General features: G+C 66.0%; 15 protein-coding genes. 12 read left to right on the top strand and 3 right to left on the bottom strand.

Going from position 1 to position 18826, the window contains the following annotated elements:
* Window positions 1–57 precede the first annotated feature (57 nt).
* Both ACFPU0_RS28835 and ACFPU0_RS28830 read right to left on the bottom strand, forming a co-directional pair.
* On the bottom strand, window positions 58–1350 hold the full coding sequence (locus ACFPU0_RS28835) for a peptidylprolyl isomerase (RefSeq protein ID WP_377696720.1): 1293 nt from the start codon (window positions 1348–1350) through the stop codon (window positions 58–60).
* A complete protein-coding gene (locus ACFPU0_RS28830; RefSeq protein ID WP_377696719.1) occupies window positions 1331–4126 on the bottom strand; it encodes an LPS-assembly protein LptD in 2796 nt (931 codons plus the stop codon). Before ACFPU0_RS28830 ends, ACFPU0_RS28835 begins: the two co-directional genes overlap by 20 nt.
* A gap of 126 nt (window positions 4127–4252) precedes the next feature.
* Between ACFPU0_RS28830 and ACFPU0_RS28825 the strand changes: the two genes are divergently transcribed.
* Genes ACFPU0_RS28825 through ACFPU0_RS28815 form a run of 3 tightly spaced genes read left to right on the top strand, consistent with a single transcriptional unit; the run spans window position 4253 to window position 6715 of the window.
* Complete coding sequence (locus ACFPU0_RS28825; protein WP_377696718.1) at window positions 4253–5278, top strand: aminoglycoside phosphotransferase family protein; 1026 nt, start codon at window positions 4253–4255, stop codon at window positions 5276–5278.
* Window positions 5275–5946: an N-acetylmuramate alpha-1-phosphate uridylyltransferase MurU gene (gene murU / locus ACFPU0_RS28820; RefSeq protein ID WP_377696717.1), complete on the top strand. Its 672-nt coding sequence runs from the start codon at window positions 5275–5277 to the stop codon at window positions 5944–5946. The genes ACFPU0_RS28825 and murU overlap by 4 nt, the downstream gene beginning before the upstream one ends.
* 1 nt (window position 5947) lies before the next feature.
* On the top strand, window positions 5948–6715 hold the full coding sequence (locus ACFPU0_RS28815; RefSeq protein ID WP_377696716.1) for a TerB family tellurite resistance protein: 768 nt from the start codon (window positions 5948–5950) through the stop codon (window positions 6713–6715).
* A 64-nt stretch (window positions 6716–6779) separates the two neighbouring features.
* On the opposite strand, the gene ACFPU0_RS28810 is transcribed toward ACFPU0_RS28815, so the two are convergent.
* The gene (locus ACFPU0_RS28810) at window positions 6780–7796 is read right to left on the bottom strand and encodes an alpha/beta hydrolase family protein (protein WP_377696715.1); all 1017 of its coding nucleotides are present in this window, start codon (window positions 7794–7796) and stop codon (window positions 6780–6782) included.
* A gap of 135 nt (window positions 7797–7931) precedes the next feature.
* On the opposite strand from ACFPU0_RS28810, the gene ACFPU0_RS28805 reads away from it, so the two are divergent.
* From ACFPU0_RS28805 to trpE, 9 genes are all read left to right on the top strand, one after another.
* A complete protein-coding gene (locus ACFPU0_RS28805; protein ID WP_377696831.1) occupies window positions 7932–10325 on the top strand; it encodes a PAS domain-containing sensor histidine kinase in 2394 nt (797 codons plus the stop codon).
* Window positions 10322–10951 carry a response regulator gene (locus ACFPU0_RS28800; RefSeq protein WP_377696714.1) on the top strand — a complete coding sequence of 210 codons (630 nt, stop codon included), beginning with the start codon at window positions 10322–10324 and terminating at the stop codon, window positions 10949–10951. The genes ACFPU0_RS28805 and ACFPU0_RS28800 overlap by 4 nt, the downstream gene beginning before the upstream one ends.
* 151 nt (window positions 10952–11102) lie before the next feature.
* Window positions 11103–12212, top strand: coding sequence for an ABC transporter ATP-binding protein (locus ACFPU0_RS28795; protein ID WP_377696713.1), 1110 nt, complete (start codon window positions 11103–11105; stop codon window positions 12210–12212).
* Between the two features lie 49 nt (window positions 12213–12261).
* Window positions 12262–13293 (top strand): ABC transporter substrate-binding protein, encoded by a 1032-nt coding sequence (locus ACFPU0_RS28790; RefSeq protein WP_377696712.1) that lies wholly within the window; start codon window positions 12262–12264, stop codon window positions 13291–13293.
* Between the two features lie 112 nt (window positions 13294–13405).
* Complete coding sequence (locus tag ACFPU0_RS28785; protein WP_377696711.1) at window positions 13406–14653, top strand: ABC transporter permease; 1248 nt, start codon at window positions 13406–13408, stop codon at window positions 14651–14653.
* 111 nt (window positions 14654–14764) lie between these two features.
* Window positions 14765–15592 carry an ABC transporter permease gene (locus ACFPU0_RS28780; RefSeq protein WP_377696710.1) on the top strand — a complete coding sequence of 276 codons (828 nt, stop codon included), beginning with the start codon at window positions 14765–14767 and terminating at the stop codon, window positions 15590–15592.
* A 137-nt stretch (window positions 15593–15729) separates the two neighbouring features.
* A complete protein-coding gene (rpe, locus tag ACFPU0_RS28775) occupies window positions 15730–16398 on the top strand; it encodes a ribulose-phosphate 3-epimerase (RefSeq protein ID WP_377696709.1) in 669 nt (222 codons plus the stop codon).
* A gap of 1 nt (window position 16399) precedes the next feature.
* The gene (locus ACFPU0_RS28770) at window positions 16400–17239 is read left to right on the top strand and encodes a phosphoglycolate phosphatase (protein ID WP_377696708.1); all 840 of its coding nucleotides are present in this window, start codon (window positions 16400–16402) and stop codon (window positions 17237–17239) included.
* 91 nt (window positions 17240–17330) lie between these two features.
* A complete protein-coding gene (gene trpE, locus ACFPU0_RS28765) occupies window positions 17331–18818 on the top strand; it encodes an anthranilate synthase component I (protein ID WP_377696707.1) in 1488 nt (495 codons plus the stop codon).
* The last annotated feature ends 8 nt before the right edge of the window (window positions 18819–18826 follow it).

Raw genomic sequence — 18826 nt, 5'->3', positions numbered from 1 at the left:
GGGCCGATACGCTGGCGGCGATTGTACCGCCAGCGCGTGGCCAGGACTCGCCCGGGTTTACAGCTTGGTTTCGACGTAGGCCTCGTCGCGGATCTGGCGCAGCCAGGCCTGCAGTTCCTCGTCGTACTTGCGGTTGCGCAGGACGTTCATGGCCTGCTGTTCGCGGAACTTCTCGCTGCTGTCGGTGGCGCGACGGCCCAGCACTTCCAGGACGTGCCAGCCGTACTGGCTCCTGAACGGCCTGGAAAGCTTGCCGGCCGGAGTCTGGGCCATGACTTCGCGGAACTCCGGCACCAGGGCATTGGGGTCGATCCAGTTCAGGTCGCCGCCATTGAGGGCCGAGCCCGGGTCTTCCGAGAAGCTCTTGGCCAGCTCGCCGAAGTCTTCACCGGACTGGATGCGCTCGTAGAGTCGTTCGGCCAGGCGCTGGGTGTCGGCGTCGCTGCGGATTTCGCTGGGCTTGAGCAGGATGTGGCGCACGTGCACTTCGTCACGAACCATCGCATCGCCGCCGCGCTTGTCCAGCAGCTTGAGGATGATGAAGCCGCCCGGGGTGCGGACCGGCTCGGTCACCTCGCCCACGGACAGGGCGCCGATCATGCTGTCGAAGGGCGGAGGCAACTGGGCAGCCTTGCGCCAGCCGATCTCGCCGCCTTCCAGGGCGGTCTCGCCGGCGGAGCGGGAAATGGCCAGCTGGGCGAAGTCGGCGCCCTGCCGGAGCTGCTGGTACAGCTCCTGGGCCTGGCGCTCGGCGGCCTGGATGGTGCTGGGCGAGGAGCCTTCCGGCACCGGGATCAGGATGTTGGCCAGGCGGAACTCTTCGGACAGCTGGATCTTGCCCATGTCGGAGGCGAGGAAGTTCTGCACTTCCTGGTCGGTGACCTGGATACGCTCGGCCACGCGGCGCTGGCGCACGCGGCTGATGATCATCTCGCGGCGGACCTGGTCGCGGGCGTCTTCATAGGACAGGCCATCACGGGCGAGCGCGGCGCGGAACTGGTCGACGGTCATGCCATTGCGTTGGGCGATGGCTTCGATGGCCTGGTTCAGTTCTTCATCGGCGATGCGGATGCCGGAGCGGTCGCCGATCTGCAGCTGGATGTTCTCGATGATCAGACGTTCGAGCACCTGCTGGCTGAGCACGTGCTCGGGCGGCAGGGAGGCGCCACGCTTGGCGATGGTCTGCTGTACTTCGCGCAGGCGCTGGTCCAGCTGGCTCTGCATGATCACGTCGTTGTCGACGATGGCGACCACTCGGTCGATGGAGCGCACCTCGGCGTGCGCAAGGCCGCCGAGGAGCAGGGCGCCCAACAACAGCGGGCGCAGACAATCAGAGAGCTTGGTCTTCACGTTCACGGTAACCTTGAATACCTTTTTCCAGGAAGCTTTCGGTCTGGCTGCCGACTACGCCGCCAAGACCTTTGAGGACGATCTGCAGGAAGATCCCGTGGTCGCCGCTTTCGTTGGTGGTGTCCGGGGTCTGGTCGAACTCGTCGTAGTCCACCCAGTAGCGGTTGATCAGGCGCAGTTTCCAGCAGCAGCTGTCGTACTCGAAGCCCCCGAAGGCTTCCAGGGTGCGGTTGCGGGTGTAGTCGTACTGCCAGCGGCCGATGGCGCTCCACTGCGGGACTACCGGCCAGATGAACGAGAAGTCGTGCTGGCTGATCTTGTAGTAGTCCTTGATGAAGTTCGGGTTGGGGGACCCGTCGGCCAGGGTGGGCGAGCCGAAGTCGCCACCGCCAACTACCCAGCTGCCAGTGGTCTGGTCATAGCGAATGGTGTCATTGCGGTAGCGGTAGCCGGCGTTGACGACCTTGTTCGGGTTGTCTTCGGGCTGGTAGTGGAACATCGCGCTGCCGGAACGGGTGCGATGGGAATCCGGGTCCCAGTTGAAGTCCGAGTTGATGCGCCAGTCGCGGTTGAAGCGATACAGGTACTCCAGCGCGTAGGGCGAGGTCGAGGCCTGGGCATCGTCGCGGGTGCGGAAGTCGATACCCGGCAGCTGCACCTTGCGGTCCTGGAAGTAGAAGGCCTGGCCGATGCTGAAGCGCTGGCGTTCGAAGCCGTTGGACTCGATCCAGCGGTTGGTCACGCCCAGGGAGACCTGGTTGGCGTCGCCGATGCGGTCGTGGCCGGAGAAGCGGTTGTCACGGAATAGCGACGCATAGCTGAAGGTGTACTCACCAGTGTCGAACACCGGGATGTCGGTCTGGTCCTCTTCCGGCACATAGAGGTAGTACAGGCGCGGTTCCAGGGTCTGGGTAAAGTGCTTGCCGAAGAACTGGGTCTTGCGGTCGAAATACAGGCCGCTGTCGACGCTATAGATCGGCAGTTGGCGATCCGGTTTGGAATCGAAGTCCTGAAGGGCAGCCTTGCCAATGCTGTCCAGGGTCAGGTCGTACTGGGTGTATGCGTACTTGACCTCCGGTTTGAGGAAGCCCCAAGTCCAGTTCATAGGCAGGCTGACGCCCGGCTCCAGGTAAACCCTGTCGCCGTTGGCGCGGTCGAGGCCGCCGATATTCGTGTCGTTCCAGGGCGTACCGATCGTGCCATCGGCGTTGACGGGGCCGCCGTCTTCGTCGATGAAGTTGCCTTCACGCAGGTTGCGGTCGAAACGCACGAATTCTGTGCTGTAGGCGAAGCTCAGGCCGCCGGGCTGGAAGGGCAGTGCTCCATCCAGGGTGATCTGTGGCAGACGGTCGTACGGCGTGATGTCCGAGATGGTGGCCAGCTCGTAGGCATGCGCGTTCAGGCGGGCAGTGTAGCTGTCGCCGCGGTAGCTCAGGGTGCCGCGCTGGTTGACGTAGGTCGGCGAATCCACGCCCAGGTCGGTGTCCAGGTCGTCGAAGTAGTAGGGGTCGCTGATGTCGGTGTAGTCGACTTCCGCCAGCAGGCGGGAGTCCAGGCCGCCGGTGTGCTTCCAGCTATACAGCCAGCGCTTCTTCTCGTACTCGGACATGAGCTTGCGCTCGTCTTCCTTGTCGTCGAGGTAGGCGGCGCCCAACTGGCCTTCGCTGCTGTGGGTCAGGTAGCGGAACTCGCCTTCGGTCAGCAGCCCGCGCTTGGCCATGTAGCGCGGATACAAGGTGGCGTCGTAGTTCGGCGCCAGGTTGAAGTAGTAGGGCGTGACCAGCAGGAAGCCGGTGTCGCTGCTGCTGCCGATGGTCGGCGGCAGGAAGCCGGACTGGCGACGGTCGTCGATCGGGAAATAGATGTACGGGGTATAGAACACCGGAATGTCCTTGACCCGCAGGGTGACGTTGGTCGCGGTGCCGAAACCGGTGGCCGGGTTCAGCTTGATGTTGTTGCCCTTCAGGTGCCAGGCATTGTCACCCGGCTCGCAGCGGGTGTAGGTGCCATCCTTCAGGCGGATGACGGCGTCTTCCTGGCGCTTGGCGTAGAGCGCGTTACCGCGGGTGTTGGACTGGTGCAGCACGTACTCGGCGTTGTCGATCTTGGCTTCGCCGTTGTCCAGTTGCAGTTCGGCATGGTCGCCGACTACCAGGGCACCCTTGTCGCGCAGCTTGACGTTGCCCACCAGTTCACCGCGGTTCTCCGCCTGGTGCAGGTTGGCTTCGTCAGCCTCCACCTGCATGCTGCCCTGGCGCAGGACCACGTCCCCGGCGAGGGTGGCGATCTGCTTCTCCTGCTCGTAGCGCGAGGCCTTGGCGGAGATATAGGTGGGCGCATCCTCCATCGGCGTGTCGTCGTTCATGCCGGGACGCGACGGCTCGACGTATGCGCCGGCGCAATAGGGACCGGTCTCGGCCAGTTGGGCTGGCGTGAGCTGGTCGCGCGGCACCCAGTCGAGGTGGCTGAAGTCGGTGCTGCGCGAGGTCAGTCCCTTGCCTTCGGCTTCGGTGACCAGGGTGGGTTTGGCGCCCTCGGCGGTTGGTTGTGCGGCGCCGATGGTCGAGCTGACGGCGCTGCTACCATGCACTGGGCGCGGTGGCAGTTTCTCGGTGCCGGCCTTGGGGGCGCAGGCCCAGCCGCCCGTGGCTGAAGCCTGGCAATCGAACTGTTCTGCGGCGACGACGAACGAGCTGGCTACGGGCTGGAGGGCCAACAGGCTGCCGGTCACCAGCAGGGGAAACTTTCTACGAAACGCGGGAGATCTCACTGCCATCTTGTTAGTCCGGGCTTCCTGCGCGCCTTCGGCCCGCTGGGGCCGCACGCCTCTCGATGGGCTGAAAAAGATGCTGGATAATAAAGCATGACCCGCACAACGGCTAGCGCCGCCGGAGACCACCCGATGCACCACGAAGACCTGCGCCTTCAGCAGCTGAGCCAATGGCTGGACCAGCAGTTGCCCACCCTGTTCGCTGCCGAAGGCTGGGGCCCCGTGCCCGTCGCCAGGCTGGTTCCGGCCAGCAGCGACGCCAGCTTCCGCCGCTATTTCCGCTGGGAGGCGGACGGCCGCACCCTGATCCTGATGGACGCCCCGCCGCCCCGCGAGGACTGCCGCCCTTTCGTCAAGGTCGCCGGCATGCTCGCCGAAGCGGGCGTGCACGTACCGCGCATCCTTGCCGCCGATGTGGAGCAGGGCTTCCTGATCCTTGACGACCTGGGCCGCCAGACCTACCTCGATGTGATCAACGCCGATAATGCCGACCAGCTGTTCGACGACGCCCTGCAAGCGCTGCTGGCCTTCCAGAAGCGCAGTCTGGATGTCCCCATGCCCAGCTACGACGACGCCCTGTTGCGTCGTGAACTGCAGCTCTTCCCGGAGTGGTACCTGCAACGCCATCTCGGCATCGAACTGGAAGGTGAGCGCCTGGCCGCCTGGCAGCGTATTTCCGACCTGCTGGTCGACAGCGCCCTGGCCCAGCCCAAGGTACTGGTGCACCGGGACTACATGCCGCGCAATCTGATGCTGAGCAGCCCGAACCCCGGCGTGCTGGACTTCCAGGATGCCGTGTACGGCCCTGTCGCCTACGACGTCACCTGCCTGTTCAAGGATGCCTTCCTCAGCTGGCCGGAAGAGCGTGTCGCCGGCTGGCTGGAGCGCTACTGGAACCAGGCGCGGGGGGCGGGCATTCCCGTCCAGGCCGATTTCGCCGAGTTCCACCGTGCCAGCGACCTGATGGGGGTACAGCGTCACCTCAAGGTCATCGGTATCTTCGCGCGTATCTGCCATCGTGATGGCAAGCCCAAGTACCTGGATGATGTGCCGCGCTTCTTCTCTTATATAGAAGCGGTGGTCGCGCGCAGGCCGGAGCTGGCCGAGCTGGGGACCTTGCTGGGCGGCCTGCCGCTGCTGGAGGTCGTGCCCGAATGAAGGCCATGATCCTTGCCGCGGGCAAGGGCGAGCGCATGCGCCCCCTGACCCTGCATACCCCCAAGCCGCTGGTGCGCGCCGCCGGCACACCGCTGATCGAATTCCACCTCCATGCCCTGGCGAAGGCGGGTTTTCGCGAACTGGTGATCAACCATGCCTGGCTCGGCCAGCAGATCGAGGAGTATCTGGGCGACGGCGCGCGTTTCGGTCTGTCCCTCCGCTACTCCGCCGAAGGCGAGCCGCTGGAAACCGGCGGTGGCATCTTCCGGGCGCTGCCGCTGCTGGGCGATGAGCCTTTCCTGGTGGTCAATGGCGATGTCTGGACCGACTTCGACTTCCGCCACCTGCGCCGCCCCCTGGAGGGACTGGCCCACCTGGTACTGGTGGATAACCCGGCACACCATCCGCGTGGCGACTTCCGTCTGGCCGGCGGTCAGGTGAGCGACGCGGTCGAAGGTGAACCCAGCCTCACCTACAGCGGTATCGCCGTGCTCCATCCGCGGCTCTTCGAGGGTTGCCAGGCGGGCGCCTTCAAGCTCGCCCCGCTGCTGCGCCAGGCCATGGCCCGCGGCCAGGTGAGCGGCGAACGCTTCAGCGGCCGCTGGGTGGATGTGGGAACCCACGAGCGCCTTGCGGAAGTCGAGCGCCTGCTGATGGCGGAGGCCTGAGTTGGTCTGGCCGGCCACCCTGATCGGCGTTGTCGCCGGATTCGCCTTGGCGAGCATCCCGGGAGCCTTGCTCGGTGGGCTGCTGGGCCACGTGCTCGACCGGCGCCTGCAGCTGGACTCCTGGAGCGCGCTGCGGGCCCGCCTGCACGGCAAGCCGGCCATCGATCCGCAGGACCTGCAGTTCATCCTGCTCGGCCGTCTGGCTAAAAGCGACGGTCGGGTGCAGGAGGCCCATATCCAGCAGGCCCGTTCCGAGATGAAGCGGCAGGGGCTGGACGAGGCGGGTACGCGTCGCGCCATCGCGGCCTTCAATCGCGGCAAGGGCGGCAGTGATGACCTGCACGGCCCGTTGAGCAAGCTGAAGGGCGAGCGCCTGACCGTGGAGCGCCTGCTGCGCAGTTGCTGGCAGATGGCCGCGTCCGACGGGCGCATCGGCAAGCACGAGCGCGAGCTGATCCTGCAATGGGGGCGTTGGCTGGGCTTCTCCGTCCAACAGGTGGTGGCACTCGGCGCCGGATATGACACGCCCCGCGGGCTGCCGCCCAGACGCGGCAACAGCTACAAGGATGCCCTCGATCTCCTGGGCGTGACCGCGGAATGCGAGCCGGCGGTGATCAAGCGCGCCTACCGTCGCCTGCTCAGCCAGAACCACCCGGACAAGCTGGCCGGTTCGGGCGCCAGCCCCGCCCTGGTCCGTGCCGCTACCGAACGCACACGCGAGCTGCACAGTGCCTACAACCTGATTCGCGAGCGTCACGGTTTCCGCTGAGCACCTGTGCACGGCCTGTTGCGCATCCCCGGCTCGCGGGAGCCCGGCCAGGTTCCCGGGGGATTCAGCTATCGGGCATGTTCCCTTTCCGATCACCGGCCTGTACATGCAGGCTCAGCCAGCCGCGAATGCGGCGAACCAGTTGTTCCTGCACCGTGGCACGGTCTCCCGCCAGGCTCTTCATGGCGACCTGGATATAGGCCGGGTGCTTCTGCCGTTTGCTCGCGTGCAGGCGGAGCAGCGCCGCGTCGCGCGCGCCGGGCTGGTCCTGGTAGTAGAAGTCGCCGGTAGCGAGCTTCAGTAGCGGCAGCGACTCCTCCAGCGCCGGCTCGTAGCCTATCGGGTGTGCGGCGGCGACCAGCAGGAGGTTGCCTATATCCGTCGGCTCTCGCGATGTCAGGTACTGCGCCGCCCAATAGGCGCCAGTGCCGTGTCCGAGCAGCACGATGGACTGTGGCTTCTGCTGGCGGGCGAAGGCCAGCGCCGCGTCGATGCGCGCGAAGACACGGTCCGACTGGATTTTCTGGATGGCGTCGCGGGACTGCGGTGGCGGCGCCGGGTCGGTATCGGGTTCGGCGCTGCCAGCCTGCTCGGCGCTGGCCGGGCCATCTTCTTCCACTTTTTCCGGGCTTGCCGCGGGCTCCGCCTTGCTCGCCTGCTCGGCCTTCAGCGGGCGCGGCGGCAGCGGGTCGCCGCTGGGGTCGGGCAGGGTCAGGCTGAGGGTGCTCCAGCCGGCGTTCGGCAGGCTGCGCCGCAGCGGGCCTATGGCTTGCGGCCAGTCGGCGCTCTCGCCCTCGCCGGGCAGTAGGATCACCAGGCCGTCGGGCTCGCTGGCATAGGCCGGCTGCCACAGGGCGAGATAGCTTTCCTCGCCAGCCTTCAACTGTCGTTGCTCCCGGGCCGGCAGGCGCCGCTCCAGGCCGTTGGCGTCCTCCTGGCTGCGCTCTGCCAGGGGCGCGCGCTCCGCTACGGGCGCCGGCTCCCTGGCCGGGGCGGCGGTCTGCTCCGCCGCCAGCAGGCTGGTGGCGGGCAGCAGGGAGAGGCAGAGGGCCGTGAGGCGTGGGCGAAGGGCGCGAGGCATCCGGGAGTTCCTGGTCGAACTGGGAAACCCGAGCCTAATGGCTCGATCGACATTTGTCAGGCCGAGCCTTCGCATGGTTCGTCAAGGCTGGAGTAAGGTATGTCAGCTGTTTTCCCCCATTGCGGTTGGCCGTCGATGATCCGTGCGCTCCTCTCCCTGCTGTTCGCCTGTTGCCTGGCAATGTCCGTCGCGGCGGCACCGACCCAGCTGCCCCTGGACGAAGGCCAGCGGCAATGGCTCGAGAACCATGGCCAGCTTCGCGTCGGTGCCGTGTTGCAGGCGCCCTATGTCCAGCTCGATCGCCGCCTGCAGCAGCTCTCCGGCGCCAACGTGGAACTGATGACATGGCTGGCCAATGCCATGGGGGTGGAGCTCGCCTGGCGCACCTATGACAGCCAGGACGAACTGGAAGAGGCGCTGCGGGCTGGCCAGGTCGACCTCGCCCCAGGCCTCGGCCAGACTCCCGCCGGCCTGCGCCACTGGCTCTTCTCCGACCCTTACATGCGCGTTTCCCAGCTGCTGGTGGGCGAGCGTGACGGCAGCGCTGCGGTTGACCTGGAACAGCTCGATGCCACTTCTCCCGTCGCCTTGCGCCAGCCCAGCGCGGTCGCCGATTACCTGCGCTCCACCTACCCCAACCTCGATCTCAAGCCCATGGCCAGCGAGCGCCAGGCTCTCCAGGCGCTGCTCGCCGAGCAGGTGCGTTATGCGGTGCTGGACGAAGCCCAGCTCAGCCGACTGTCCCGCGAGCAGGAGTTCGCCGGCGTGGCGGTGGTGGGGGACATCGGCTTCCCACAGCTGCTGCGGGTGGCGTCGCGCCGGGACTGGCCGGAACTCGCGGCGATCATTGATATCGCCCTGCGCAGCCTGCCCGCCAAGGACCTCGACCAGCTCCATGAGCGCTGGCTGCAGCCCAAGTATCCGCGCCTGGGCGAGTCCGCCGGTTTCTGGCAGAACCTCAGTCTGCTGCTGGGCGTGCTGCTGCTGAGCGCAGCGCTGATCATCGCCTGGCTCCGTCGCCAGCGCCGCGGGTTGGAGCGGCAACTGCTGGACGCCCGCCATGCCCTGCAATTGCGCGAGGCGGCCGAAGAAGCCCTGCGCCTCACCCAGTTCTCCATCGACCACAGCACCCTCGGCATCCTCTGGGTGAACTGGGACAGCCATGTGCGCTATGCCAACCGCGCCGCCGAACAGATGCTCGGCTACGCGCCGGGCAGCCTGGCGGACCGGCCCCTGGCCGACTTCCAGCCGGAACTGAACATGGACCGCTGGCTCAATCTCTGGCGCCGTGCGCGCAACAACGACGAAGGCCCGCTCAGCTTCGAAACCCGCTGTCTGCGCCCTGACGGCAGCTGGCTGCCGGCCGACGTGTCCTTGAGTTTCCTGCGCTTCGGCTCCTCCGAGTACCTGGTGGTGTTCCTCTCCGACGCCACCGAGCGCCGCCGCGCCCGCGAGGCTCTGGAAGAGAGCGAGGCGCGCCTCAAGGGCATTGCTTCCAACGTACCCGGTCTGGTGTTCCGCCTGGAGCGGCCCACGGCCGGCGCGCCCTCGGCCTTCGCCTTCATCGGGGAGGGCAGCGAAGGACTGGTGGGCTACAGCGCCAGTGAGTTGCTCAACACCGGACGCGGCATTCGCGGCCTGGTCCATCCGGACGACCGCGACAGTTACTGGCAAAGCCAGATGCAAGCGCTGGATGCCGATCGCGACTGGCACTGGCAGGGCCGTATCCTCACCCGTGAGGGGCAGCTGCGCTGGGCGGACATCAAGGCCGGCGCACGGACCTTCGACGACGGCCGGGCGGTATGGGACGGCGTGGTCTGGGATATCACCGAGAACAAGCAGATCGAACTGGAGCTGGCCGAATCCCGCGCCCAGTTGCGTGAGCTGTCTGCGCACCTGGAGAGCGTGCGCGAGGAAGAAAAGGCGCGCATCGCCCGCGAGGTGCACGATGAACTGGGCCAGGTGCTTACTGTGCTCAAGCTGGAAACCTCCATGTGCGAGCTGGCTTATGCGGGTCTGGATGCCGGCCTGCGGGAGCGCCTGGAGAGCATGAAGCGTCTCATTGCCCAGCTCTTCCAGCTGGTGCGCGATGTGGCAACGGCACTGCGCCCGCCCATTCTCGATGCGGGCATCGCTTCCGCCATCGAGTGGCAGGCGCGACGATTCGAAGCACGCACGCAGATTCCCTGCCTGGTGGAAGTGCCGGAGCAGCTGCCGAGACTGTCCGATGCCAAGGCGGTGGGGCTGTTCCGCGTCCTGCAGGAGGCATTGACCAACGTCATGCGCCACGCCGATGCGCATACGGTGGAGGTGCGCCTGAGCGTCGAAGCGGGCATGCTGTGCCTGCGCGTGAGCGATGACGGGCGTGGCTTCGACCTGCAGGAAGGCCTGCGCGGCGGCTCCTTCGGCCTGGTCGGCATGCGCGAGCGGGTGCTCATGCTCGGTGGCACGCTGGAGGTGGACAGCCAGCAGGGGGAGGGCACCACCCTTTGTGTGCGGGTAGCCCTGGATAAGGAGGCAGTAGCGTGATTCGAGTCCTGGTCGCCGAGGACCACACCATCGTCCGCGAAGGCATCAAGCAGCTCATCGGCCTGGCGAAGGATCTCTGCGTCGCCGGCGAAGCCGCCAACGGCGAGCAGCTGCTCGAGGCCTTGCGCAGCACGCCCTGCGAGGTGGTGCTGCTGGATATCTCCATGCCCGGGGTCAATGGCCTGGAAGCCATTCCGCGCATCCGCGCCCTGAATAATCCACCGGCGGTGCTGGTGCTGTCGATGCACGATGAAGCGCAGATGGCCGCGCGGGCGCTGAAGATCGGCGCCGCCGGCTACGCCACCAAGGACAGCGACCCGGCACTGCTGCTGACCGCTATCCGCAAGGTGGCTTCCGGCGGCCGCTACATCGACCCGGAGCTGGCTGACCGCATGGTCTTCGAAGTCGGCCTGACCGACTCGCGCCCCGCCCACACCTTGCTCTCGGAGCGGGAGTTCTCGGTGTTCGAGCGCCTGGTGCGCGGCGAGGGTGTCAACGAAATCGCCCAGCAGCTGGCGATCAGCAGCAAGACGGTGAGTACCCACAAGGCGCGGCTGATGCAGAAGCTGGGACTGCATTCGGTGGCGGACCTGGTGAAGTACGCCGTGGAACACAAGTTGCTGTGAATGTCCGACAATGCCGATCTGATTTGTAGGGCGATTCCTACAAGAAATCCTCTCTAAGCCTTATAGCAATCTCTCATACCGCCCGATTTGCGTGGCCTGCCGCCTTCTCTAGGCTTTCTCCTACGGCAGACACAAAAACAAAGGTGCGGTTATGGCCGAGACAAAAGGCAGCGACATCCTGGTCAGCTTTCGCGGCGTACAGAAGAGCTACGACGGCGAGACCCTGATCGTCAAAGACCTCAACCTGGACATTCGCAAAGGCGAATTCCTCACCCTGCTCGGGCCGTCCGGCTCCGGCAAGACCACCAGCCTGATGATGCTCGCCGGGTTCGAGACGCCCACCAACGGCGAGATCCTCCTGGCCGGTCGCTCCATCAACAACGTGCCCCCGCACAAGCGCGACATCGGCATGGTGTTCCAGAACTACGCCCTGTTCCCGCACATGACGGTGGCCGAGAACCTGGCCTTCCCGCTCACGGTGCGCGGCATGAGCAAGACCGACGCCAGCGAGCGGGTCAAGCGCGCTCTGTCCATGGTCCAGCTGGACGCTTTCCGCAACCGCTACCCCGGCCAGCTTTCCGGCGGCCAGCAGCAGCGCGTGGCCCTGGCCCGCGCGCTGGTCTTCGAACCGCAGCTGGTGCTGATGGACGAGCCCCTCGGCGCCCTGGACAAGCAGCTGCGTGAACACATGCAGATGGAGATCAAGCACATCCATCAACGCCTGGGCGTCACCGTGGTCTACGTGACCCATGACCAGGGCGAAGCCCTGACCATGTCCGACCGCGTGGCGGTGTTCCACCAGGGCGAGATCCAGCAGATCGCTCCGCCGCGCGAACTCTACGAGCTGCCGCGCAATACCTTCGTGGCCAACTTCATCGGTGAGAACAACCGCCTCAATGGCGAGCTGGAAAGCCGCGAGGGCGACAAGTGCGTGGTGCGCCTGGCCCGTGGCGAGAAGGTCGAGGCGCTGGCGATCAACGTCGGCCAGCCGGGGGAGCCGGTGACCCTGTCCATCCGCCCCGAGCGCGTGCGCCTGAACGGCCACAGCGAGAGCTGCGTGAACCGCTTCTCCGGGCGTGTTGCCGAGTTCATCTACCTGGGCGACCACGTGCGTATCCGCATGGAGGTCTGCGGCAAGCCCGATTTCTTCGTCAAGCAACCTATTGCTGAGCTCGACCCCGCACTGGCGGTAGGCGATGTGGTGCCGCTCGGCTGGCAAGTGGAGCACGTCCGCGCACTGGACCCGCTATCGGCGGAATGACGCGGCGGCACCAAGGCATTTGCAACCCTGCACTGTGGAGAAAACAACAATGTCGAAATCCCTGAAACTCACCGCCATCGCCCTCGGGCTGGCCTGCGCCGCCCAGGCCATGGCCGCTGACCTGACCGTGGTGTCCTTCGGCGGCGCCAACAAGAATGCCCAGGTGAAGGCCTTCTACGAGCCCTACCAGAAGAGCACCGGCAACAAGATCATCGCCGGCGAATACAACGGTGAGATGGCCAAGGTGAAGGCCATGGTCGATACCAACAGCGTGTCCTGGAACCTGGTGGAAGTGGAGTCGCCGGAACTGTCCCGCGGTTGTGACGAAGGCCTGTTCGAGGAACTCGATGCCGCCCAGTTCGGCAAGGCCGAGGACTTCGTGCCCGGCGCCATCCAGCCCTGCGGCGTCGGTTTCTTCGTGTGGTCCACCGTGCTGGCCTACAACGCCGACAAGCTTAAGACCGCCCCCACCAGCTGGGCCGATTTCTGGGACGTGAAGAAATTCCCCGGCAAGCGCGGCCTGCGCAAGGGCGCCAAGTACACCCTGGAATTCGCCCTGATGGCCGACGGCGTCGCGCCCAAGGACGTCTACAGCGTGCTGGCCACCAAGGAAGGCCAGGACCGCGCCTTCAAGAAACTCGACGAGATCAAGCCGAGCATCCAGTGGTGGGAAGCCGGCGCCCAGCCGCCGCAGTTCCTCGCCTCCGGTGACGTGGTCATGAGCTCCGCCTACAACGGCCGCATCGCTGCCGTGCAGAAGGAGAGCAACCTCAAGGTCGTGTGGAGCGGCGGTATCTACGACTTCGACTCCTGGGCCATCCCGAAGGGCGCCAAGGATGCCGACAAGGCCAAGGAATTCATCGCCTACTCGGTCCAGCCCGAGCAGCAGAAGACCTACTCCGAGAACATCGCCTACGGCCCGGCCAACACCCAGGCGGTGCCGCTGCTGGACAAGGCCCTGCTGAAAGACATGCCGACCACTCCGGAGAACATCAAGGAGCAGGTCGCCATGGACGTCACCTTCTGGGCTGACTACGGCGAGCAGCTGGAACAGCGCTTCAACTCCTGGGCGGCCAAGTAAGGCCGCAGCTCCACCCCCTCTCCCGCCGGGAGAGGGGCCGGGGGTGAGGGAAGCGATTCCCCACCCTGGCCCTAGGGCCTGAAAGTCCAACCCTGTTCCAACGGAGTTCGCCATGGCCACTGCAGTGCCCCTGAACGAGGTCGCCGGCCCCAGCCTCAAGCAGCGCCTCGCCCGAGCCGAGCGGATGAACCGCCTGAAATCCCAGGCGCTGATCCTGCCGCTGCTGATCTTCCTCCTGCTGACCTTCCTGGTGCCCATCGGCGCGCTGCTCTACAAGAGCGTGAACAACCCGGAAGTGGTCGGCTCCATGCCGCGCACGGTCGAGGCCATTTCCAGCTGGGACGGCAAGGCGCTGCCTGCCGAGCCTGTCTACAAGGCCCTGGCCGAGGACCTCGCCGAGGCCCGCAAGAACCAGACCATCGGTGACCTTTCCAAGCGCCTGAACATGGAGCTGGCCGGCTACCGCAGCCTGATGGCCAAGACCGCCCGCGCCCTGCCGTTCAAGACCGAACCGGCCTCCTACAAGGAAGCCCTGGAAGGCCTGGACGAGCGCTGGGGCGACCCGGCCTACTGGCAGACCATCCGCCGCAACGCCAGCCACCTGACCCCCTATTACCTGCTGGCCGCCCTCGACCATCGCATCGACGACCTCGGCGAGCTGGCCCCGGCCACCCCGGACCAGGCCATCTACCTGGATATCTTCGCCCGCACCTTCTGGATGGGCGCGGTGATCACCGTGATCTGCCTGCTGCTGGCCTATCCGCTGGCCTATCTGCTGGCCAACCTGCCGACCCGCCAGAGCAACCTGCTGATGATCCTGGTGCTGCTGCCGTTCTGGACCTCGATCCTGGTGCGCGTCGCCGCCTGGATCGTGCTGCTGCAGTCCGGCGGCCTGATCAATGGCGCGCTGATCAAGCTCGGGCTGATCGACCAGCCGCTGCAACTGGTGTTCAACCGCACCGGCGTCTACATCTCCATGGTGCACATCATGCTGCCGTTCATGATCCTGCCGATCTACAGCGTGATGAAGGGCATCTCCCCCAGCTACATGCGGGCGGCGATCTCCCTCGGCTGCCACCCTTTCGCCAGCTTCTGGAAGGTCTACTTCCCGCAGACCGTAGCCGGTGTCGGCGCCGGGTGCCTGCTGGTGTTCATCCTGTCCATCGGCTACTACATCACCCCGGCGCTGCTGGGCAGCCCGAACGACCAGATGGTCAGCTACTTCGTAGCCTTCTTCACCAACACCACCATCAACTGGGGCATGGCCACGGCCCTGGGCGGCATGCTGCTGTTCGCCACCCTGGTGCTCTACGTGGTGTACACCTGGCTGGTGGGCGCAGGCCGCCTGCGCCTGGGATAAGAACGCCTCCGGAGGAGGCCGTCCGATTCCCCTCTCCCGCTTGCGGGAGAGGGTGGCGCGAAGCGCCGGGAGAGGGCGGGGTAACAAGAAAGAATCTGAGGAGAGAGCTTCATGCTGAGTCCCTACATGTCCCCGGTCGAGCGCCTGTGGTTCTACACCCTGCGCGGCCTTTGCGGCCTAGTGCTGCTGTTCCTGATCCTGCCGGTGCTGGTGATCATCCCGCTGTCGTTCAACTCCGGCACCTTCCTGGTCTATCCGATGCAGGGCTTCTCCCTGCGCTGGTACGCCGACTTCTTCAACTCGGCGGAGTGGATGCGCTCGCTGACCAACAGCATGATCGTCGCCCCGGCGGCCACCCTGCTGGCGATGGTCTTCGGCACTCTGGCGTCCATCGGCCTGACCCGCGGCGAGTTCCGCGGCAAGGCCCTGGTGATGAGCCTGCTGATCTCGCCGATGGTGGTGCCGGTGGTGATCATCGGTGTCGCCGCCTACCTGTTCTTCGCGCCGCTGGGCCTGGGCAACAGCTACATCTCGCTGATCCTGGTGCATGCGGTGCTGGGCGTGCCCTTCGTGATCATCACGGTATCGGCCACCCTGCAGGGCTTCAACTACAACCTGGTGCGCGCCGCCGCCAGCCTGGGCGCGCCGCCGCTGACCGCCTTCTTCAAGGTGACCCTGCCGCTGATCGCGCCGGGAGTGATCTCCGGGGCCCTGTTCGCCTTCGCCACTTCCTTCGACGAAGTGGTGGTGACCCTGTTCCTCGCCGGCCCCGAACAGGCCACCCTGCCGCGCCAGATGTTCAGCGGCATCCGCGAGAACCTCAGCCCCACCATCGCCGCCGCCGCGACCCTGCTGATCGGCTTCTCGGTCGCCCTGCTGCTGGTGCTGGAATGGCTGCGCGGCCGCAGCGAGCGCATGCGCACCTCCATGCCGGAGTAAGTCTCCAACCTTCCGCCCGCCCGTGTCCCCGTGCGGGCGGGTTCTTTTTCCTCCCACCTCAGTCATCGGTCGAATCCCCGCGCGCCGTCCATCCCGGCTACAATCCGCGCCACCGTGATTCCGCCCTGAGGTCAACCATGCAGCCCTTTGCCATCGCTCCGTCGATCCTTTCCGCCGACTTCGCCCGCCTGGGCGAGGAAGTGGAGAACGTTCTCGCGGCCGGCGCCGACATCGTTCACTTCGACGTGATGGATAACCACTACGTGCCCAACCTGACCATCGGCCCGATGGTCTGCTCGGCGTTGCGCAAGTACGGCATCACCGCGCCCATCGACGCGCACCTGATGGTCAAGCCGGTGGATCGCATCATCGGCGACTTCATCGAGGCCGGCGCCACCTACATCACCTTCCACCCGGAAGCCTCCGAGCACATCGACCGCTCCCTGCAGCTGATCCGCGACGGCGGTGCCAAGTCCGGCCTGGTATTCAACCCGGCGACCCCGCTGGACGTGCTCAAGTACGTGATGGACAAGGTCGACATGATCCTGCTGATGAGCGTCAACCCGGGCTTCGGCGGGCAGAAGTTCATCCCCGGCACCCTCGACAAGCTGCGCGAGGCCCGTGCCCTGATCGATGCCTCCGGCCGTGACATCCGCCTGGAGATCGATGGCGGCGTCAACTTGAAGAACATCCGCGAGATCGCCGCCGCCGGCGCCGACACCTTCGTCGCCGGTTCGGCCATCTTCAACGCGCCGGACTACGCCGAAGTCATCGCCGCCATGCGCGCCGAGCTGGCCCAGGTGTGATATGGGCGAGCTGCACCGGCTGTTCGACGGGCGCCTGCCACGCCTGGTGATGTTCGACCTGGATGGCACCCTGGTGGATTCGGTGCCGGACCTGGCGGCCGCCGTCGATCGCATGCTGGTCGCCCTCGGCCGCCCGGCAGCGGGTGTCGAGCGGGTCCGCGAATGGGTCGGCAATGGCGCCCGGGTGCTGGTGCGCCGTGCCCTGGCCGGCGATATCGACCATTCTTCGGTGCATGACAGCGACGCCGAGCGCGGCCTGGAGCTGTTCATGGAGGCCTATGCGGAAAACCACGCGCTGACCACCGTCTACCCCGGGGTGGCGGAAACCCTGAAGTGGCTGAAGAAGCAGGGCGTGGAGCTGGCGCTGATCACCAACAAACCGGAGCGCTTCGTCGCCCCTCTGCTGGATGAAATGCAGCTGGGCCGCTATTTCCCGCTGATCATCGGTGGCGACACCCTGCCCCAGCAGAAGCCCGACCCGGCCGCGCTGCTGCATGTGATGCACATGACCGGGGTCAGCCGCAGCGAGGCGCTGTTCGTCGGCGACTCGCGCAACGACGTGCTCGCCGCCAAGGCCGCCGGGGTGAAATGCGTGGCCCTGAGCTACGGTTACAACCATGGCCGCCCCATCGCCGAAGAGGAACCGGCCCTGGTGGTGGATGACCTGCGCGAGCTGCTTCCCGGCGGTTGCGCCACTCACGGCGCTGCGCTAATGTCGCCGGACTCCTCCGACAATCCGCCTCAACGAGACAGAAACGTGGTGGTTCCCTGCAAGCATTGGCTCGAACGAGCCGGAATGAAGATCATCAAGGCCGTCGCCCGTTGGCGCTGGCGCGCCTGAATTCATTCTGGCCGGATGCTCCGGCGCGCTTGCACACCGACGTCTTCATCTCCAGGAGCCCCCGAGGGGCTCCCCGCCCACGAGGCTGATCATGACCCGCGAAGAATTCCTGCGTTTGGCCGCCCAAGGCTACAACCGCATTCCGCTTGCGTTCGAAACCCTGGCGGATTTCGACACCCCCCTGTCCCTCTACCTGAAGCTCGCCGACACTCCCTACTCCTACCTGCTGGAGTCCGTGCAGGGCGGCGAGAAGTGGGGGCGTTACTCCATCATCGGCCTGCAGAGCCGCACCGTGCTGCGTGCCCATGGCCTCTCGGTCAGCGTCAGCGTCGATGACGTCGAGGTGGAAAGCCACGACTGCGAAGACCCACTGGCCTTCGTCGAAGCCTTCAAGGAGCGCTACCAGGTGGCGCCCATCGCCGGCCTGCCGCGCTTCAACGGCGGCCTGGTGGGCTATTTCGGCTATGACTGCGTGCGCTATGTCGAGAAACGCCTGGCCAACTGCCCGAACCCGGACCCGCTGGGGACCCCGGATATCCTGCTGATGGTCTCGGATGCGGTGATCGTGTTCGACAACCTGGCCGGCAAGCTGCACGCCATAGTCCTGGTCGACCCGAGCCAGCCCGATGCCTTCGAGCAGGGCCATGCCCGTCTGGCCCTGCTGCGCCAGAAACTGCGCCAGCCGGTGGTGCCGCGCCTTGGCGTGGACCCGAGCCTGCCGGTGGGCGGTGAGCCGGACTTCCGTTCCAGCTTCACTCGCGAGGACTACGAACAGGCGGTGCGCGAGATCAAGGAATACATCCTGGCCGGCGACTGCATGCAGGTGGTGATCTCCCAACGCATGTCGATCCCCTTCAAGGCTGCGCCCATCGATCTCTACCGTGCCCTGCGCTGCTTCAACCCCACCCCCTACATGTACTTCTTCAACTTCGGCGACTTCCACGTGGTGGGCAGCTCGCCGGAAGTGCTGGTACGGGTCGAGGACGGCCTGGTCACCGTGCGCCCCATCGCCGGCACCCGCCCGCGTGGCGCCACCGAGGAAGCCGATCGCGCCCTGGAAGAGGACCTGCTCTCCGATGCCAAGGAGCTGGCCGAGCACCTGATGCTGATCGACCTGGGCCGCAATGACGTCGGCCGCGTCTCCAGCACCGGCTCGGTCAAGGTCACCGAGAAGATGGTGATCGAGCGCTACTCCAACGTGATGCACATCGTTTCCAACGTCACCGGCCAGCTCAAGGAAGGCGTTTCCGCCATGGCGGCGCTGCGTGCCATCCTGCCGGCCGGCACCCTCTCCGGCGCGCCGAAGATCCGCGCCATGGAGATCATCGACCAGCTCGAACCGGTCAAGCGCGGCGTCTACGGCGGCGCCGTGGGCTACCTGGCCTGGAACGGCAACATGGACACCGCCATCGCGATCCGCACGGCGGTCATCAAGGACGGCGAACTGCATGTACAGGCCGGCGCCGGCATAGTCGCCGACTCGGTCCCGGCGCTGGAATGGGAAGAGACGCTGAACAAGCGCCGCGCCATGTTCCGTGCCGTGGCTCTCGCCGAACAGACCGCCCAGACCGACGCCTGAGGATCGCA

The sequence above is a fragment of the Pseudomonas sp. GCM10022186 genome (genome assembly GCF_042656385.1).
Taxonomy (GTDB): domain Bacteria; phylum Pseudomonadota; class Gammaproteobacteria; order Pseudomonadales; family Pseudomonadaceae; genus Metapseudomonas.
The sequence above is the reverse complement of the archived record's forward strand: the minus strand, read 5'-3'. Positions and strand labels throughout refer to the sequence as shown.

Excerpts from the sequence above, each read along its gene's own strand:
- ACFPU0_RS28830 (WP_377696719.1), bottom strand. The coding sequence starts at position 4,126 with ATGGCAGTGAGATCTCCCGCGTTTCGTAGAAAGTTTCCCCTGCTGGTG.
- ACFPU0_RS28825 (WP_377696718.1), top strand. The coding sequence starts at position 4,253 with ATGCACCACGAAGACCTGCGCCTTCAGCAGCTGAGCCAATGGCTGGAC.
- murU (WP_377696717.1), top strand. The coding sequence starts at position 5,275 with ATGAAGGCCATGATCCTTGCCGCGGGCAAGGGCGAGCGCATGCGCCCC.
- ACFPU0_RS28810 (WP_377696715.1), bottom strand. The coding sequence starts at position 7,796 with ATGCCTCGCGCCCTTCGCCCACGCCTCACGGCCCTCTGCCTCTCCCTG.
- ACFPU0_RS28805 (WP_377696831.1), top strand. The coding sequence starts at position 7,932 with ATGATCCGTGCGCTCCTCTCCCTGCTGTTCGCCTGTTGCCTGGCAATG.
- ACFPU0_RS28795 (WP_377696713.1), top strand. The coding sequence starts at position 11,103 with ATGGCCGAGACAAAAGGCAGCGACATCCTGGTCAGCTTTCGCGGCGTA.
- ACFPU0_RS28790 (WP_377696712.1), top strand. The coding sequence starts at position 12,262 with ATGTCGAAATCCCTGAAACTCACCGCCATCGCCCTCGGGCTGGCCTGC.
- ACFPU0_RS28785 (WP_377696711.1), top strand. The coding sequence starts at position 13,406 with ATGGCCACTGCAGTGCCCCTGAACGAGGTCGCCGGCCCCAGCCTCAAG.
- ACFPU0_RS28780 (WP_377696710.1), top strand. The coding sequence starts at position 14,765 with ATGCTGAGTCCCTACATGTCCCCGGTCGAGCGCCTGTGGTTCTACACC.
- rpe (WP_377696709.1), top strand. The coding sequence starts at position 15,730 with ATGCAGCCCTTTGCCATCGCTCCGTCGATCCTTTCCGCCGACTTCGCC.
- ACFPU0_RS28770 (WP_377696708.1), top strand. The coding sequence starts at position 16,400 with ATGGGCGAGCTGCACCGGCTGTTCGACGGGCGCCTGCCACGCCTGGTG.
- trpE (WP_377696707.1), top strand. The coding sequence starts at position 17,331 with ATGACCCGCGAAGAATTCCTGCGTTTGGCCGCCCAAGGCTACAACCGC.